The organism is Enterobacter sp. B79-1, assembly GCF_057444735.1.
Genome location: NZ_JBYAZJ010000020.1, coordinates 1 through 707 on the forward strand (window position 1 = coordinate 1; position 707 = coordinate 707).

Genomic DNA, 707 nt, shown 5'->3' on the forward strand with positions numbered 1-707 from the left:
AAGCTCACCGGCAGCTACCGCGTATGGGACTACTGCGTGCAGTATCAGGAGTCGAGCCTGGACTTCATCAGCCGCCTGATGGAGCTGGAGGGGATTGCCTATCACTTCAGCCACGAGGCCGACAAACATACGCTGGTGCTCACCGACGCCGCCACCCAGCATCAGCCGTTCAGCGGCTACGAGGTGATTCCGTATCACCAGACGCCATCCGGCGGCAGTACCGACGAAGAGGGCATCGGCCAGTGGGCGCTGGAAGACAGCGTGACGCCGGGGATTTACAGCCTCGACGACTACGACTTCCGCAAGCCGAACGCGTGGCTGTTCCAGGCCCAGCAGAACCCGGCATCGCCGAAACCGGGCAGCATTGACGTGTATGACTGGCCGGGCCGCTTTGTCGAGACCGGGCATGCGGAGTTCTACGCCCGCATTCGCCAGGAGCGCTGGCAGGTGGAGCATCAGCAGATTCAGGCCACCGCCACGGCGGCGGGCATTGCGCCGGGCCACATCTTCACGCTGACTAACGCGCCGTTCTTCAGCGATAACGGCCAGTATCTGGTGACGGCGGCCGGATACCACTTCGAGGAGAACCGCTACGCCAGCGGTGAAGGTGAAACCATTCACCGCACCGATTTCACGGTCATCCCGGCGTCGGTCTCTTATCGCCCGGCGCAGAGCACGGCGTGGCCGCGCACCTACGGCCCGCAGAC

General features: G+C 63.9%; 1 protein-coding gene. It reads left to right on the top strand.

The features are described 5' to 3' along the window. Positions 1-707 (top strand): type VI secretion system Vgr family protein (locus tag AC2T6E_RS22630; RefSeq protein ID WP_486693251.1); only part of this gene is annotated, 707 nt, incomplete at both ends.